The 15,298-nt window shown below is 38.1% G+C and carries 17 protein-coding genes; 13 read left to right on the top strand and 4 right to left on the bottom strand.

Annotation, left to right across the window (positions count from 1 at the left end):
* The first annotated feature begins 72 nt into the window (after positions 1-72).
* The 3 genes from P0Y49_16290 (at position 73) to P0Y49_16280 (ending at position 2,486) form a co-directional block, all read left to right on the top strand.
* The gene (locus tag P0Y49_16290; GenBank protein WEK18350.1) at positions 73-1,401 is read left to right on the top strand and encodes a DEAD/DEAH box helicase; all 1,329 of its coding nucleotides are present in this window, start codon (positions 73-75) and stop codon (positions 1,399-1,401) included.
* Positions 1,402-1,749: 348 nt separating this feature from the next.
* Positions 1,750-2,085: a gliding motility protein GldC gene (gldC, locus tag P0Y49_16285; protein WEK18349.1), complete on the top strand. Its 336-nt coding sequence runs from the start codon at positions 1,750-1,752 to the stop codon at positions 2,083-2,085.
* Positions 2,085-2,486: a hypothetical protein gene (locus P0Y49_16280; GenBank protein WEK18348.1), complete on the top strand. Its 402-nt coding sequence runs from the start codon at positions 2,085-2,087 to the stop codon at positions 2,484-2,486. The genes gldC and P0Y49_16280 overlap by 1 nt, the downstream gene beginning before the upstream one ends.
* Here the strand turns inward: P0Y49_16280 and P0Y49_16275 are convergent.
* Together P0Y49_16275 and P0Y49_16270 are read right to left on the bottom strand one after the other, a co-directional pair.
* Complete coding sequence (locus P0Y49_16275; GenBank protein WEK18347.1) at positions 2,470-2,985, bottom strand: DUF421 domain-containing protein; 516 nt, start codon at positions 2,983-2,985, stop codon at positions 2,470-2,472. The two genes, P0Y49_16280 and P0Y49_16275, sit on opposite strands and share 17 nt — an antisense overlap.
* A 20-nt stretch (positions 2,986-3,005) precedes the next feature.
* A complete protein-coding gene (locus tag P0Y49_16270; GenBank protein ID WEK18346.1) occupies positions 3,006-3,497 on the bottom strand; it encodes a methylated-DNA--[protein]-cysteine S-methyltransferase in 492 nt (163 codons plus the stop codon).
* Positions 3,498-3,581: 84 nt separating this feature from the next.
* Here P0Y49_16270 and P0Y49_16265 point away from each other — a divergent pair, with 84 nt between their 5' ends.
* Positions 3,582-4,994, top strand: a complete 1,413-nt coding sequence (locus P0Y49_16265) for a polysaccharide lyase 6 family protein (protein ID WEK18345.1) — start codon at positions 3,582-3,584, stop codon at positions 4,992-4,994.
* A 15-nt stretch (positions 4,995-5,009) separates the two neighbouring features.
* Entirely contained in the window at positions 5,010-5,669 is a 660-nt protein-coding gene (locus tag P0Y49_16260) for a heme exporter protein CcmB (protein WEK18344.1), read from the top strand.
* On the opposite strand, the gene P0Y49_16255 is transcribed toward P0Y49_16260, so the two are convergent.
* A complete protein-coding gene (locus tag P0Y49_16255; protein WEK18343.1) occupies positions 5,666-6,655 on the bottom strand; it encodes a PDDEXK nuclease domain-containing protein in 990 nt (329 codons plus the stop codon). The two genes, P0Y49_16260 and P0Y49_16255, sit on opposite strands and share 4 nt — an antisense overlap.
* 323 nt (positions 6,656-6,978) lie before the next feature.
* On the bottom strand, positions 6,979-7,683 hold the full coding sequence (locus tag P0Y49_16250) for a hypothetical protein (protein ID WEK18342.1): 705 nt from the start codon (positions 7,681-7,683) through the stop codon (positions 6,979-6,981).
* A 365-nt stretch (positions 7,684-8,048) separates the two neighbouring features.
* Here P0Y49_16250 and P0Y49_16245 point away from each other — a divergent pair, with 365 nt between their 5' ends.
* The 8 genes from P0Y49_16245 (at position 8,049) to P0Y49_16210 (ending at position 15,167) form a co-directional block, all read left to right on the top strand.
* Positions 8,049-8,204 carry a hypothetical protein gene (locus P0Y49_16245; protein ID WEK18341.1) on the top strand — a complete coding sequence of 52 codons (156 nt, stop codon included), beginning with the start codon at positions 8,049-8,051 and terminating at the stop codon, positions 8,202-8,204.
* Between the two features lie 62 nt (positions 8,205-8,266).
* Positions 8,267-9,952, top strand: coding sequence for an ATP-binding protein (locus P0Y49_16240; protein ID WEK18340.1), 1,686 nt, complete (start codon positions 8,267-8,269; stop codon positions 9,950-9,952).
* Positions 9,953-9,961: 9 nt separating this feature from the next.
* On the top strand, positions 9,962-10,627 hold the full coding sequence (locus P0Y49_16235; GenBank protein ID WEK21804.1) for a response regulator: 666 nt from the start codon (positions 9,962-9,964) through the stop codon (positions 10,625-10,627).
* A gap of 315 nt (positions 10,628-10,942) precedes the next feature.
* Entirely contained in the window at positions 10,943-11,209 is a 267-nt protein-coding gene (locus P0Y49_16230) for a hypothetical protein (GenBank protein WEK18339.1), read from the top strand.
* A gap of 316 nt (positions 11,210-11,525) precedes the next feature.
* A complete protein-coding gene (locus P0Y49_16225; protein WEK18338.1) occupies positions 11,526-12,593 on the top strand; it encodes a type I restriction endonuclease in 1,068 nt (355 codons plus the stop codon).
* 122 nt (positions 12,594-12,715) lie between these two features.
* Positions 12,716-13,375, top strand: coding sequence for a cytochrome c biogenesis protein CcsA (gene ccsA / locus P0Y49_16220; protein ID WEK18337.1), 660 nt, complete (start codon positions 12,716-12,718; stop codon positions 13,373-13,375).
* A gap of 2 nt (positions 13,376-13,377) precedes the next feature.
* Entirely contained in the window at positions 13,378-13,596 is a 219-nt protein-coding gene (locus tag P0Y49_16215; protein ID WEK18336.1) for a CcmD family protein, read from the top strand.
* A 149-nt stretch (positions 13,597-13,745) separates the two neighbouring features.
* The gene (locus P0Y49_16210) at positions 13,746-15,167 is read left to right on the top strand and encodes a Glu/Leu/Phe/Val dehydrogenase (protein ID WEK18335.1); all 1,422 of its coding nucleotides are present in this window, start codon (positions 13,746-13,748) and stop codon (positions 15,165-15,167) included.
* Positions 15,168-15,298: the final 131 nt, after the last annotated feature.

Raw genomic sequence — 15,298 nt, 5'->3', positions numbered from 1 at the left:
TATGTTTTTATGGAATAAGGAGCAAGGATAAAAGATAAAGGAGTTTAAAGGAATTACTTACCTTTGCGGGATATGGCGAAAAGCTTCGAAGATTTTAATTTAAACAGGCAGATATTAAATGCTGTAGCGGATGCTGGGTTTACTACTGCTACTCCAATACAGGAAAAAGCAATTGCTCCGGTTTTGTCCGGACAGGATATTTTTGGGATTGCGGAAACAGGTACCGGTAAAACTGCTGCTTATGTTTTGCCGATTTTAATGCAGTTAAAATATGCTCAGGGTGATTCGGCCCGGGCATTGATACTAGCCCCAACAAGAGAACTGGCAATGCAGATTGCTGAGCATGTAAAAATGTTTTCTACTTATACAGATTTACGTTCGGTTGTGGTGTTTGGTGGTATTGGCCCTAAAAACCAAATTGAACAGATTAAAGCGGGGGTAGATATCATCATTGCTACGCCTGGACGGTTCCTCGATATTTATTTAGCCGGACACATCAACACGCAATACTTAAAATTCTTAGTATTGGATGAAGCCGATAAGATGATGGATATGGGCTTTATTGGCTCTATTCATCGAATTTTGGAAGTTGTTCCGCGTAAACGGCAAAACTTGCTTTTTTCGGCTACGATGAGCGATCTGGTACAGAAAATAGCTGGAGACTTCTTGAAAAATCCAACTATTATTGAGGTTGCTGCCCAAGCTACACCTGCCGCAACGGTTACACAGGTTTTATTTGAGGTGCCAAATTTTAAAACAAAGATCAATTTACTACAACACTTATTGAAAAATGATGAGGAGTTTAAAAGACTGATCATTTTCTGTAAGACTAAAACTGTTGCAGATAATATACATAGCTTTATTAGCCGTCGTTTTGGTGAAGATGCTGTAAGGGTGATTCATGCGAACAAAGGACAAAATACAAGGATCAATTCTATCAATGCTTTTAAAGAAGGCAATTTGAGGGTGCTGGTTGCAACGGATGTGGCTTCGAGAGGTATTGATGTTAGTGAGGTAAGTCATGTGATCAACTTTGATGTACCCATCATTATTGAAGATTATGTGCACAGGATTGGTAGAACAGGCAGGGCTTATGCTAAGGGTGATGCGTTAACTTTCTGCACTCCGGCGGAAAAATATTACATTGAGAAAATAGAGAAATTGATCAGACAACAGATTCCTGTTGTACCTTTGCCTGCCGAAGTTTTTGTGGAGGAAACTCCTTACGAAGAGAAACAGGCTATTGCGCGTGCTATTGATGATCAGAAAAGAAGGGAAGATCCTGATTTTAAAGGAGCTTTCCACGAGAAAAAGCACGCAGCGGCAATAGCTGCTGCTGCAAGGAATAAGACCAACAAGCAGCCGGCATGGAAGACAAAGAAGTTCAAAAATAAGAAGTAAAGAAGATTGAAAGTCAAACTTACCCCGCTTAATATCGTTTCGGCTTTATGCCTGGTCATAGCTGTGATGGTGCTGTTGAGTAAAAAAGACAGTCGCCCACAGCACATAGATGTTACCGGCTTACTTTCGGGGTTTTGTTTTTTGACAGCTATTATTGCTTTTGTATCTGATCAGATTTTCAGAAAAATTATTCCCAGTCTTAAAAAGCTTTGGATAATTGAAGGCGTATTAATCGTTTTCATCGTCACTTTAATATTTATAATAAAAGTTAGTATAATTTAATGGACCCAAAATGATTAAAATTAATCATCAAAGGCTTCATCTTATAATAGAAAAAACAATAAATAAATGAAACAAGCAGAAATTAAAATCACAGTTCAACTGGATGACAATAATGTGCCGGACAATATCCTTTGGGAATCTACAGATGCCGAAACTAAAGAACAAGTGCCTGTAAAATCAATGATGCTGGCCCTTTGGGATCACAACTATAAAAACTCAATGCGTATTGATCTGTGGACTAAAGATATGCCTGTTGATGAGATGAAGCGTTTTTTTTATGAGACCTTACAAACTATGGGTGATAGCTTTTTAAAGGCTACCGGCGAGAACCTGATTGTGGAAGATTTGCGTGATTATTGTGCGCATTTTGCTGATAAAATGGGAATCAACACAAGAGGGTAATGGTAAAAAGTCAAGGAATTGCAGGTGCTGTGGTTATGGCTATTGGTGGCATGTGCCCATTGGTACGTGTGCCTATTTTAGGAAACTGGAATTATTTTCAGGTTGACCTAACACTGGCCATTACTTTTTATGTATTGGTGGTAATTGGTTTGATAGGTGCATTTACCGAAAAAGCAGGTTTAGTTAAATTTGCGGGTTGGGCAGTTATTGCATTGGTGGTGCTTTCGCTTGCAGGTATTCAATTTAAAACGCAGGCGTCATTTGGTTTCCTTCATTTTAAAAAGTTGGTCAACCTTGCCTCAGGTTTAGTGAAATTTAAATGGGGATGGTTTGTGATACTTGCCGGAGCATTGGTTATGATTACTGTTAGAAAACCAAAAATGATTAGTTTAGATCGCTAAGGGATTTATGTCTTCTTTTTCGTTTATACTGAGTTTGTTTTAAGCTCCCGTCTCCGCTAATGATGCTGATGTTTCCATCGGCTTCCATGATAGCGAGCTTAACATCCTTATATTTTTCAATACCATGCTCCCTTATTGCTTCCTGAAGTTCTTCATTGGTGATACCAAGTTTACTGAGTTTTGCAAAATCGAGGTTGCCATTGTGAATCAGGATTTCGGGTTTTTCAGTGATCATATTCCTGAATTTTTCATTCTTAAACATCAGCTTTTTTAGCAGATAATTAAGCGCAAATAATACTGCAGCGGCAACCAGTCCACCTAAAAGGCTGGTGTCGCTGCCTACCATAGCATTCTGTACCGCATTACTGATCAGCAAGATTAAAACTACATCGGTAGTATTTAGCTGCGAAAGTTCTTTTTTACCCGTTAAGCGGATTGCTACAAGCATAAAAACATATACCGAAAGACTTCTAAATATAATATCGAGGTATCCGTTCATTTGTTCTGAAAATTTATCTATTAAAATCTTAAAGTCATTTGCCCTTGCTTACTGATCTCACGTTCATGATCGAGCAGCCATTGTTTGCGCCATAGTTCGCCGGCATAGCCAACAAGTTTACCATTACTACCTATTACACGGTGGCAGGGGATGACTATTGCCAGCTCATTTTTTCCATTTGCTGCAGCTATAGCCCGTATGGCGAGTGGATTGTTTAGCTGGGTGGAAAACTGTAGGTAGGAAATCGTTGTTCCATATTTTATGGTGGTAAGCTCCTTCCATACATTTTGTTGAAAATCTGTTCCGCTTTGGCTCATGGGTAGGTCGAACGATTGGAGTTTTCCTTCGAAATAATCGCTCAATTGCGAAGCAGCAAGTTTTGAAATTTTGTTTTCAGTTAAATGCGAGGTATCTGTCTTTTTAAAAGTAATCTTGTTTACAAAGTCATCATCCGCAAAAATGCTCAGTTCACCTATGGGGCTATCTACGATTGTACAATATTGATTTGCCATTTTGATACAATAATATGAATATTTAGCTTACTATATGTAAACAAAGAAAACCTAACTTGATCACCTTATTGGAAAGACCAAATTATGATATTAACCATTACAAATCAACTGAAAAAGCAGGTTTTAGGGGCTTGTGCCTTTCTGCTAATTTTAATGCTTGCTCATCCTGCAGCCAGTTTTGCAAAGACGATTACTGTTGCTTCGTTACCTGAATTACAAAAGGCAATTGATAATGCAGTGGCCGGAGATGTGATTTTGCTGAAGAATGGGGTTTATACAACTACAGATAATATTGTGGTGAAGAGTAAAGGAACCGCTGCTAAACCAATTACGATTGCTGCCGAAACGATTGGTGGAGCAGAAATAAATGGAACAGGTGGATTGAGTATTCAAAGTCCTGCTACTTATGTGATTATTCGTGGTTTTAAGTTCGCTAATGCATCAAATAAAAATGAAATAGCAGCTGGAAGCAGTTTTTGCCAGTGGACAAGAAATATTTTTGAAGGGTTTGGTGAGGGGAATTATTTATCTATAATTGGAAATGATCATCAGGTGGATTACAATACTTTTCAGAATAAAAATGCTTTAGGCAAGTTTATTGGGGTTAGGGGAGTAGGCAAGCAAATTGCTGAACGTTTGTGGATACACCATAATTATTTTCACAATTTTGCTCAACAAAGTGGAAATGGAGCAGAGTCCGTACAGTTTGGTTTAAGTGGTTTTAGCCTTTCTTCGAGCAACAGTATTTTTGAATACAACTTGTTTGAAAACTGCGAGGGAGAGAATGAATTGCTCTCCGTTAAATCTTCGGCAGTAACGATCCGATACAATACGGTTCGCGATTGCAAAGCGCAGATGACTTTAAGACATGGTAATTTTAATAAGGTGTATGGTAACTATTTTACCAAAACACCTGGATTAAGGATTTTTGGTGATGACCATATCATTTACAGCAATTATTTTGAGAATTGTGATGTTGCCATTAACATTGGTAATGGTGGTGCTGAAGTGGCTGATGGTGCTCCGCTGACTTCTCATGATCGTCCGGATAGGGTGTTAATTGCTTTCAATACATTGGTAAATAACAAAAAGAATATCACTTTAAACCCAAGAACACCAATAGGTTTGGGCGCAACTGATATTACTATCATTAACAATTTAATTCAGGGTGGTGAAGAGGCTGCGGTTATCAATGGTCCGTTTGTTAATCCTAAGTGGGAAGGTAATATTATTTATAAGGTGAAAGGCCCTGGAAGTATTCCCGAAGGTGCATATAAAATTTTAGATCCTAAATTGGTACGTGATGCTAATGGAACATTCCATCTTCAGGAGGCTGATCCTGCTTTAAATGTTGCAGGTACATACCCATTAATTACTGTTGATATGGATGGACAGGCTCGTAAACAGCCGCTTCAGGTTGGTGCTGATCAAATTTCTTCAGCTCCTGTTGTTGCAAGGATTTTGACCCCGGAGTTAGTTGGATATAAAGCGAAATAGTATCTTTGCGGCTGAATGAATTTAGTAAGCCAGGTAAAACACTTAATTAAAAAAGAATTGCTACTGGAGTGGCGCTCAAAGTACACTTTAAACGGTGTGCTTCTGTATGTCGTTTCTACTGTGTTTGTATGTTTTTTGTCCTTTGTAAGTGTCGATAAGATTACTTGGAATGCGTTATTCTGGATCATTATGCTTTTTGCATCTATAAATGCAGTTTCTAAAAGTTTTTTGCAGGAAAGTAAGGGTAGGCAGCTTTATATTTATACCATTGCAAGTCCAGCAGCTTTGATCATTTCGAAGACTGTTTATAATGTCTTGTTAATGTTGTTGCTGACTGTTATCGCGCTTGGCTTTTATATGATGGTTTTTGGCTATGTGCCGGAGGATTTACCAATGTATCTTTTGGCTACAGTTCTAGGTAGTCTGAGTTTTTCAACCATATTTACCATGGTATCTGCTATTGCATCTAAAGCTGGCAACGGTGGGATGCTGATGGCTATTCTTAGTTTTCCAATTATAATTCCTGTGCTGGTCGTGCTGATCAGGTTAACAAAAAATGCAATTGACGGGCTGGATCGAAGCGTAAGCTGGGACGAGGTGGGGGTACTGCTGGTGATCAATGTATTGGTTATGGCTGTGTCTTTATTGCTGTTTCCGTACTTGTGGAGGGATTAAATGTTGATCTCTTTGTTAATTTCATTAATTAGTTGCTGTTCTGTAGGTAAATACAATTGATATTTACTTGCAACGATGGTTTGGTTGTTTTCTGGTAACGTAAATTTCACCACAGCATCATTTTTATCTGCGCAAAGTAATATACCTATTGTTGGATTTTCTGTCGGCAGTTTTTCGATACGGTCGTAATAATTCACATACATCTGCATTTGGCCGATATCACCATGGGTCAGCTTATTTCTCTTGATTTCCAGGATCACAAAGCAGGAGAGAAGACGATTGTATAACACTAAATCGCAAAAGAAATCGTCGCCACCGATATGGATGCGCTTTTGTCTTGCAACAAAAGAAAATCCATTTCCCAATTCCAGGAGGAACTCCTGTAGGTGTGTAATAATAGCAGCCTCTAAGTCTCGCTCGTAATAAGAGGATTCTCTTTTAAGACCAAGAAACTCAAGGTACATTGGATCTTTGATAATCTGTTTTGCATCGGTAGGGTGTTGTACCTTACTGGCAACTGCTAAAACAGTATCCTTATCATTGCTCGTTAAGAGCCGCTGGAATAGGTTGCTGTTAATTTGGCGCTCTAATTGGCGAGAAGACCAGTTGTTTTTAACTGTTTCAGCGATGTAGAAATCTATAATGTTTTGATTATCAAGCTTAATTAGGATTCGATAATGGGTCCAACTCAATTGTGAACGCAGTGCGTTCACAATTGGGAAAACGCGATAAAATTGACGATACCAATTCAAATGTCGGGAAGAGAATCCGGTACCATATTCGGGCTCAAGCTTTTCAGAAATCGTATTTATCAGGAATTTCCCGTATTCGGCTCTGTCTTTCCCTTCTTGTTCTTCGAGGAAGATTCTTTGACCAATATGCCAATACATAAGTACCCTTTCTGTATCTACTGCTCGGATCGCCTTATTTCTTGCGGTATGAATAATACTTTTGATATCAGTTATTACAGTTGGGTTTAAAATCATAAGAATGGTTAATTATGTTGCAATGCCTATTAGCTAGCAATCATATTTTTTTGATATGTTAGCTTTTGAAATATTTTGAGCAAACGTAATCAGACCATTAATAAAATGGATAGAATTTGGCTAATTCAGCGGAAACCGCAGGTAAATTGAATTTCGGATCTATAAGGTTTGGTGAGATCCTGCTTAATTAATGTTTTGCAGAATATTATACATTTGTATCTCAAGAGTAACCGGTCAAATAAAGTAGTTGATATTCAGGAGGATGTTGACACCACTCGCAGTGTGCCATGAGAGGAATCTACAGTTCATAACTTTAGTTGAGGCTAATGTTCAATTTCACATAAGGTTTTCCCACCATCTTTTGCTTTAGCTATAGTAGTTGGGACAATTTCGCTTTTACAGTTATTCAAACCATGACATTTAGCGTTTAGATGATATTTTTTTGCAACCTTACTGGTGCAGATGTAGGCTGTGGTCGTACGTTCAATACTGGCGTTTCGCATAGATAAGCCGATTCCACCAATAATAGTTATAAGCAAAATTATGATGTCAATTCCATACTTGGCTAGAATTTTAGATTCTTCTTTCTCGGGTCTTTCTGGTTTAGGTTGTTCCGGTTCAAAGACTTCTTTTATATCCTTTATTTCTTCAGCTGGTAGTTCTTTTGTTGTAGCATAGATTACTCCGTATTGGTATGGTCTGGGTTCAAAATCTATAAGCCAGGCCAAAAGTTCGATATTCCTTGGCTCAGTAGATACTGTCTTTCCTTTTAAATAGTTATCCAAGGGTTTGAGTTTTTCAGGATCAAATCTTTCAATGCTGCTACTATAGTCATTGGAAATAGCACCTAAATTGAAAAAGTCTCTGATAATTTTCTCATCCTTTATTTGCGGCCTTGTGTTTAAAACCAGAAGACATTCGTGCCTCAATTTGGCGGGTGTAGGATGTGATAAATTTAAAGAAAGTAATCTCTTCACCTTCTTTTGGTGGTAATCAAAAATCACCGCTTTTTTATAATCATCGAGCATTATCCTATGAATTGATAAGTAAATGTAACTGGAATTTTCGGAATCTTTTATGGTTTTCCGGAATTCCGCCGGATTTATCGGAATGATCGGAACCGTATGGTGATCAGGGTTTTTGACCGCCATACATTTGCTTTCGAAATCGGTTGGAGCCTTGATTAGCTATTGCGGCTCATGTACAGACAGATTTTAAATGAGAGGAAGTTGCGGTAGGTAATGACCGGTTTGGGAAGCAGTTACTGTCTCCCGTAATGGAATCTCAATTCTTCCCAAAAATTTCAGAAGCGCTTCTGAAATGCCAATGTAGCAACCGCCGCGATCGGATTCGCGGAGGCCTACCAAGTATTTCAATTCTAAATTTTTGAATCATGTATAGTATTATTTTTTATCTTTTAATGGGGTTTATTTGCCCTTCGCACTCAACTACAGCATCAACTAATAACAGTCAGGTTGTAACCACCAATGATATCCCAGATATTCCTGATGGCCCAGGTGGCGAAATGGGCAACAACCCACCTAGGTAATAAATATAAAATACGGGCATTTTTTGCCCGTATTTTTTTATTTTAGGGAAATAATAAAAATCTTGAAAAGATATATAACGCCTCTTATTTTATTACTTTTATTTTCTTGTCATCAGGATGAGATTAAACAGGAGGTTTCTAAGGACAATCCATATTATGATCGGGCCTGGTATTTTTCTGATCACAATCTTCCGGATAGCAGTTTCCTATACTTTAATAAAGCTAAGGAGAAAGCCTTAAAAGACGGCGATAGTGTTAAAGTCGCAAAATCGCTGATCAATATGGCTATCATTAGTGGCGACCGTGGTGATTTTTTTGGAAGTCAGGAAATTTCGCTCTCGGCAATCAAATATCTGAATCCTGCGGTTGAACCTCAAAGAGAAATCTTATCGACCAATTATAATAACTTGGGGAAAATGGCCAGTCGGTTAAAACATAACCGGGAGTCTGCTCAGTTTCTGCTCAAGGCTATCGAACTTTCCAATAAGGAAGCTTCTAGAAATATCTATCTAAATAATCTGGCTGTTAATTTAACCGATCAGCATAAGTATGATCAAGCACTTCGATATTTTAACAAGCTGATTACTACCAAGAGTATAAAGGAGAATCCGATTACATTTTCGAGGATATTATCCAATACTTCGAAAACGAAATGGTTACAAAATCCTCAATATAATCCGGTACCCGATTTCTTAAAAGCTTTGCATATTCGTCAGAAAGTGAATGACCTATTTGGGCAGAATGCAAGTTTAGCTCACCTTGCGGATTTTTACATGCTTAAAAAGCCAGATTCTGCAATTTTCTATGCTCGCACTATGTACCTTTTGGCACAGCAGATAAAAAGTGCAGACGATCAATTGTATGCACTGGAAAGGCTGATTAAACTGAGCCCGCATCAGCAAGCAAAGCAATATTTTGACACGTACAAAAAATTAGAAGACAGTTTAGAGACCGACCGGAATGCTGCTAAGAACCAGTTTGCCGTTATTCGGTATGAAACGGAGAAAAATAAAGCGGATAACCTCAATTTGCAGAAAGACAATGCAGAAAAGAAGTATCAGATTACTAAACAAAAATTTTTGCTGGCTGGGACGGTTTTGATTTTCATAGCCGGTGCGGTCATTTCTGTACTGTGGTACAAGAAAAGAAAGGAAAAGTTAGCGTTGGAAGCGGAGGCGGCCATTCGTGACAACAAGCTGAAGATCCATAAAAGGGTGCACGATGTTGTTGCAAACGGACTGTACAGAATGATGTCGGAAATTGAAAATAGGGAAGACATGGATAAGGAAAGAGTTTTGGATGGCATAGAAGTACTTTATGAGAAGTCGCGCGACATTACTTATGAAGAGAATCATGTAGCTGAGCCTAATTTTCAAGAGAAAATTAATGGCTTGATGGCGTCATTTGGCGCTAGTAACAGGAGAATCTCTCTCGTGGGCAATGAAGAAGCATTGTGGAACCGGGTGAGTTCAAAAGCAAAACATGAAATTGAGCATATTCTTCAGGAGCTGATGGTGAATATGAAAAAGCATAGCAGCGCAAGTAATGTGGTAGTGAAGTTTGAGCAAATCGGTAATCAAGTGAATATTCATTATACAGATGATGGGATTGGAATCAAAGGAAAGCCAAATTTTAAAAATGGCTTGAGCAATACGGGAAACCGTATTGGCAGTATTGGTGGGGCAATTACTTTTGATACAAAAAATGATAGGGGATTGAGAATTCACATTTCCTTTACAGCTACCTAAAGATATATGATGTTCGAACGCGTACTAATTGCAGAGGATCAGGAAAGTACTAGTATTTCTGTGCGCAAAACCATAGGGGATTTAAAAATTGTAGATCCTGATTATGTGTTTTATTGCGACGATGCTTTTGCCAGAATCCAAAAGGGCCTCAAAACAGGTCAGCCGTATGATTTGCTGATCACCGATCTTTCATTTGAGGAAGATCATAACATCCAGAAAATTGTTGATGGCGCAGCGCTGATTAAGGCTATTAAAGACGAACAACCGGGACTTAAGGTTCTGGTATTTTCGGCAGAGGGTAAGCCTGCTGTGATAGATATGCTGATCAAAGATCTGGGAATTGATGGGTACGTGCGTAAAGCCCGGCATGATGCGAAGGAACTTAGGTCGGCTCTGGAAGCAATTGCGCAAGGGAATAAGTATTTCCCCGCTCAAATGAAAGTTCTGGTGAAAGAAAGAAATACTTATGATTTTACAAGCTACGATACCACTATTATTGCTTTGCTTGCGGGTGGGGTAAAACAAAAAGATATTCCTGAATACCTTCAGAGCAAAAATATCAAACCTTCTGGTTTGAGCAGTATTGAAAAGCGCCTCAATTTGATCAAAGATGTTTTGGGTTTTTCGACCAATGAGCAGCTTATTGCCTATTGTAAAGATTTCAAAATTATATAATACTTTAATTTCTCGCTTTACGGTTTCCCGTAAGGGAAACTTTGTTCAGCTGTCTACTTTCGAATCATAATTAAGAACTAAAATTTTTAAATTATGAAAAAGAAATATTACGTAAACAGGCATGTTCAGTCTAATGGTGACCATGAAGTTCATGACGAAACTTGCCTTTATCTTTCAAGGATTGTAAGTAAGTTGGATTTAGGAGAATTTTATTCATGTGAAGGCGCAGTTATGGCGGCAAAAAGACACTACCTACAAGTCGATGGTTGTTATTACTGTTCACCAACTTGTCATAACAGTTAATTATTGTCTGATATGGAATATACAGTAATACCATTCACCGCTACACTAGATCAAAAAAAGGAAACTGCAGCGGTTGTAGCCCAGCAATTGTGCAGACTGATTGAACAATATAGCAACCAAGGCTGGAAATATGTCAGATTAGAAGGCGTTTCCACTTATGTACAGCCACACTCGGGATGCTTTGGGATTGGGGCGAAGCCCGGTTATATGGCTTCTTATCAGATGGTTGTTTTTAGCAAAGAAACCCGTCATGAAAGCGCTGTTTCTTCTGGCCATTAAGATCTATTGGGCCTTAATTCCGAAAGAGAAAAGACGACCATGTATTTTTAGAATCACTTGCTCTCAATACGTATACCATAAGACTACACAAGATGGTTTTTGTGAGGGCCTTCGGGCCCTCAGGTATCGATTTTCCAATTGCAGGGCTGGTTTTCATGTGTTTGAGCATCCTACAGATGCTACAACGATGATGATTCTTCGTGATGGCCGGATTATCCCGGAAAATGAGATTTCAGAGCGATTTATTAGAAAAGTGAAAAAATAGGGTGACAGATATCGCTGGGACATAGAACTTAATTATAATAAGGTATTTAATATGGATTTTAAAGACGAAGTAAAGCAGTTGGGCACAAGAACTGCCAAGATGATTCCTCAGATACAAACAGAAGAAGCAACTAAAAATGCGCTGATCATGCCATTTATCAGATTATTAGGATTTGATGTATTTGATCCTTTTGAAGTTAATCCGGAATTTATAGCAGATATTGGCATTAAAAAGGGTGAGAAAGTTGATTATGCAATCATGAAGGATGGAGACCCAATCATCATCATTGAATGCAAGCATCACCTGGAAAAGTTGGATCCGCACAATTCACAGCTTTTTAGATATTTCCATGTTACTAAGGCTAAATTCAGTTTATTAACTAATGGGTTGAATTATAGGTTTTATACAGATCTTAATGAGCCCAATAAGATGGATGATAAGCCATTCTTTGAATTCAATATTGCTGAAATCAAGGATATGCAGATAGAGGAATTAAAGAAATTCCATAAGTCATATTTTGATATAGAGAATATTTCAAATACGGCATCCGATCTGAAGTTTACAAATGAACTCAAAGCCCTAATTACATCTGAGCTTAGAGACCCTTCGATAGTATTTGTAAAGCATTTCGCTAGTCAGGTATATCAGGGGAAGTTGACTGAGAAAATTCTTGCTCAATTTACTGAATTGGTTAAACGGTCTTCTAATCAGGTTCTGAATGATGCAATTACCGATAGGCTGAAAACGGCTTTAGGTAAGGAAGAAGCCAACAGCAATGAAACTGAAGTAAAAAGTACAGCCGAACCAGTCATGGCAACTGAAACCGGAATTGTAACTACTGAGGAGGAAATTGAAGGGTACTTTATTGTGAAGTCAATCTTACGAGAAATTATTGATCCAAAACGAATAGTACATCGTGATGCACTCTCATACTTTGCAATATTGCTTGACGACAACAATCGTAAAACAATATGCAGACTGTATTTAGGTAATAAGAAGTATTTAGCGGTGCTAGATGAGAATAAGAAGGAAATTAAACACGAGTTAGTGGTGGTGGATGACATATATAACCATGCGGATTTGTTAAGAGCAGCAGTAGAAAAATTAGGAAAAAAATAGTATGGTTGAAGTAACGGTATTTTAGATCAGAAGGTATTCTAATCCCATCAAAATCTGATTTACATCTTTATGATAAAAATACAGGGTCCAGTTATTACCTTTGTCCGAATTAAACGTATATAATGTATAAGAACTGGTGGAAAATATTAGGTGCATTGTTGGTCACTTACTCAACAATTGCGGGATTTTTATCAAGCGTACCCGAGTTACCTATTTTGCATGAAAGTATAAGAAACCTTTATTTCCACGTACCGATGTGGTTTGGAATGATCGTATTATTTAGCGTATCTGTTTACCACAGTATCAAATTTTTAAGTAATAATAATGCTGAGCATGACCTTAAAGCTGTCGAAAGCGTTAATGCGGGTATCATTTTCGGTGTTCTCGGAATTATAACCGGTGCGATATGGGCCAAGTTTACCTGGGGGCAGGCCTGGAGTTTTGATGTAAAACAAAATTTTGCTGCTATCGCCCTGTTGTTGTACTTCGCTTACCTGGTGTTGCGTAATGCAATTGATGAAGAACAAAAGCGAGCTAAAATAGCTGCTATTTATAACATATTTGCCTTCCCGATGATGGTGGTGTTACTTTTTGTATTGCCACGTTTATCTGATTCTTTACATCCGGGAAATGGAGGTAATCCGGGTTTCAATTCTTACGATTTAGATAGCCGTATGCGGGCTGTATTTTATCCTGCCTGTATAGGTTGGATACTTATCGGGTATTGGATATATACCATTTTATACAGAGTCCGTTCATTAGAAAAAAAGAATACCTTATAGTCATGAAGAAAATTTCAGTTACCTTTTTAATGTTGATGTTTGCAATGCAGTTATTTGCACAAAATGGAAATTCATCAATTACTGAAAGCGTATATGCTTCAGGTAAAATATATGTTGTTGTTGCTTGCGTTCTATTAATTTTGTTCGGCTTGATTTTTTTTCTATTCTCGATCGAAAAAAGATTAAAAAAATTAGAGCAAAAATCTGCTGCTAAAAACTAATTTTAAACTGTTTAAACGCCGTTTTTTTCTGTAATTTGATGTAGTGTTTCGCGTACACTAAGCTATTATTCATTTGTATTAATCGTTTTTTTTAGTGCAATTTTGTATTCATAACTGAGAACTTATTTCAAATTCATAAAAAACAAATAATGGCTAATACAGCAAATGAGACAAATTTCTTTGCAGATGTCTGCAAGAATTTTGACAGTGCCGCACAATTTACCGCCCATCCGGAAGGTTTATTAACTCAAATTAAAGCTTGTAACAGTGTGTACCGTTTCCAGTTCCCTATTCGTAGAGGTAATGGATTCGAGGTAATTGATGCATGGCGAGTAGAACACTCCCAGCACATGAACCCAACAAAAGGTGGTATCCGTTACAGCGACATGGTAAATGAGGATGAGGTAATGGCACTTGCAGCACTGATGACTTACAAATGTGCTATTGTAAACGTACCATTTGGGGGTGCAAAAGGGGGGATATGTATAAATCCTAAGAATTATACAATTGGTGAGTTGGAGAACATTACCCGCCGTTATACGACAGAATTAATTAAAAAGAATTTCATTGGTCCTGGTATCGATGTTCCTGCTCCTGATTATGGAACCGGCGAACGTGAGATGAGCTGGATTGCGGATACTTATATGACCATGAACCCTGGTAACCTTGATGCCCTGGGTTGCGTTACAGGTAAGCCAATTGCATTACACGGTATTCGTGGACGTAAGGAAGCTACCGGTCGTGGTGTAGCTTATGCAGTAAGAGAATGCGTAAATGTTGCAGAAGATATGGCGAAAATAGGTCTTAAGGCTGGTTTGGGCGATAAACGTGTAATTGTTCAAGGTTTAGGTAATGTGGGTTACCACGCTGCTAAATTCCTGGCCGAGTTTGGTGCAACTATCGTTGGTCTTTGCGAGTTTGAAGGTGCTATTTACAATGCAAATGGTTTAAATATCGATGAGGTATTTGCTCACCGTAAACTTACAGGCTCAATTTTAGGTTTTCCTGGTGCAACTGAGTTTAAAAACTCTATGGAAGGTTTAGAGCAGCCATGTGATATTTTAGTGCCTGCTGCACTTGAAAACCAAATCACTGTACAGAATATCAGAAACATCAAAGCAAAAATTATTGCGGAAGGTGCTAACGGACCAACTACTCCTGAAGCGGAAGAGATCTTTACGGAAATGGGTGGTATCATTATTCCTGATATGTATTGCAACGCCGGTGGTGTTACAGTTTCTTATTTTGAGTGGTTGAAAAACCTTTCACACGTAGCTTTTGGCCGTATGGAAAATCGCTATGCTGAAAATTCTAACGCTAACCTGATCAATACTTTGGAAAGCCTTACTGGTAAAAGTATTCCTGCAGAACACCGTTTAATGATCGTTAAAGGTGCTTCAGAAATGGAATTGGTGAATTCGGGTCTGGAAGATACCATGATTCATTCTTATCATGAAATCAGAGAGACTTTCTTGAGTAAACCTGGAATTACAACATTGAGAACTGCAGCTTTTGTAGGCTCAATTGATAAGATTGCTATTTCTTATATGAACCTTGGTGTTTGGCCATAAGGTTAGTTGATAATCGATTTGATCCGCGATGCTTTTTAATGCATCGCGGATTTTTTTTGCGCATTTGTCAGAGAACTATCAATAAATAGTCATCAAAGCGTTTTGAATACCTGCGTCGGTCTTTAGGTACT

It is taken from the genome of Candidatus Pedobacter colombiensis (genome assembly GCA_029202485.1).
Lineage (GTDB): Bacteria > Bacteroidota > Bacteroidia > Sphingobacteriales > Sphingobacteriaceae > Pedobacter > Pedobacter colombiensis.
Note: the sequence above shows the minus strand (reverse complement) of the source record. Positions and strands in the feature narration are given on the sequence as shown.

Bases quoted from the DNA above. Each gene is read 5' to 3' on its own strand.
- P0Y49_16225 (WEK18338.1), top strand. From the start codon at position 11,526: ATGGATTTTAAAGACGAAGTAAAGCAGTTGGGCACAAGAACTGCCAAG.
- P0Y49_16270 (WEK18346.1), bottom strand. From the start codon at position 3,497: ATGGCAAATCAATATTGTACAATCGTAGATAGCCCCATAGGTGAACTG.
- P0Y49_16255 (WEK18343.1), bottom strand. From the start codon at position 6,655: ATGATTTTAAACCCAACTGTAATAACTGATATCAAAAGTATTATTCAT.
- P0Y49_16275 (WEK18347.1), bottom strand. From the start codon at position 2,985: ATGAACGGATACCTCGATATTATATTTAGAAGTCTTTCGGTATATGTT.
- P0Y49_16235 (WEK21804.1), top strand. From the start codon at position 9,962: ATGTTCGAACGCGTACTAATTGCAGAGGATCAGGAAAGTACTAGTATT.
- P0Y49_16230 (WEK18339.1), top strand. From the start codon at position 10,943: ATGGAATATACAGTAATACCATTCACCGCTACACTAGATCAAAAAAAG.
- P0Y49_16260 (WEK18344.1), top strand. From the start codon at position 5,010: ATGAATTTAGTAAGCCAGGTAAAACACTTAATTAAAAAAGAATTGCTA.
- ccsA (WEK18337.1), top strand. From the start codon at position 12,716: ATGTATAAGAACTGGTGGAAAATATTAGGTGCATTGTTGGTCACTTAC.
- P0Y49_16290 (WEK18350.1), top strand. From the start codon at position 73: ATGGCGAAAAGCTTCGAAGATTTTAATTTAAACAGGCAGATATTAAAT.
- P0Y49_16215 (WEK18336.1), top strand. From the start codon at position 13,378: ATGAAGAAAATTTCAGTTACCTTTTTAATGTTGATGTTTGCAATGCAG.
- P0Y49_16265 (WEK18345.1), top strand. From the start codon at position 3,582: ATGATATTAACCATTACAAATCAACTGAAAAAGCAGGTTTTAGGGGCT.
- P0Y49_16210 (WEK18335.1), top strand. From the start codon at position 13,746: ATGGCTAATACAGCAAATGAGACAAATTTCTTTGCAGATGTCTGCAAG.
- gldC (WEK18349.1), top strand. From the start codon at position 1,750: ATGAAACAAGCAGAAATTAAAATCACAGTTCAACTGGATGACAATAAT.
- P0Y49_16245 (WEK18341.1), top strand. From the start codon at position 8,049: ATGTATAGTATTATTTTTTATCTTTTAATGGGGTTTATTTGCCCTTCG.
- P0Y49_16250 (WEK18342.1), bottom strand. From the start codon at position 7,683: ATGCTCGATGATTATAAAAAAGCGGTGATTTTTGATTACCACCAAAAG.
- P0Y49_16280 (WEK18348.1), top strand. From the start codon at position 2,085: ATGGTAAAAAGTCAAGGAATTGCAGGTGCTGTGGTTATGGCTATTGGT.